Source organism: Paratractidigestivibacter sp. (assembly GCF_052362415.1).
GTDB lineage: Bacteria > Actinomycetota > Coriobacteriia > Coriobacteriales > Atopobiaceae > Paratractidigestivibacter.
On the sequence record NZ_DAWEMK010000137.1, the window covers coordinates 1 to 598 of the forward strand.

Here is a 598-nt window from a genome sequence, read left to right on the forward strand (position 1 = left end):
ATGCGGTTGCAGGGACCCCAGTCCTCGGGATCGGCGAGGTCGGCCAAGCGCTCGTAACAGGGCTCGGGGCAAAACGCGAAGTCGTACACATTGCTGCACAGGGTGCTGGGGATCTCCATATGGCTTCCAATCAAGATAATGACAGGCGTGTGGATGCTTTGATTTTATACGTGCGACGGGTAGCCCGTGTCCACAACGCAACCGCGGCGCAGCTCGTCGGCGAGTTCTGCTCGCGTGCGGTTTCCGGAAACAAGGTCCTGGATCCAGGCGTAGTGCTGGTTGTCTTTGGGTTCCGGGCTATCGGAAAGTACGACTGGAGCACCAGCGGCGTAACGGGAAGGACCCGCCCGTCGACATCGGCAATCATGAGTTGACAAGTGTAATCATGGCTCAATTGCGGTTTAGCAATAGAATGTCAGGGAATCATCACCAAAGGTTTCGCGCCACTTGTCACAAATGTATCGATGGTTCATGGTGATTAGTTTTGAAAGATCCCTGAGATCCTTAGCCGGAATCTTGCTCTCGTTGTTCGCAAGTGTGCATCCGCCATTTTTAGTGAGCCAAAACTTAGTCGAGTTAGCAGCCGCCCTCTTTACCC

General features: G+C 54.2%; 1 protein-coding gene. It reads right to left on the reverse strand.

The window, feature by feature from the left end:
• Window positions 1–401: 401 nt before the first annotated feature.
• On the reverse strand, window positions 402–598 hold a 197-nt coding region (locus tag ACT84W_RS09840), incomplete at its 5' end, for a DUF4160 domain-containing protein (RefSeq protein WP_444329081.1).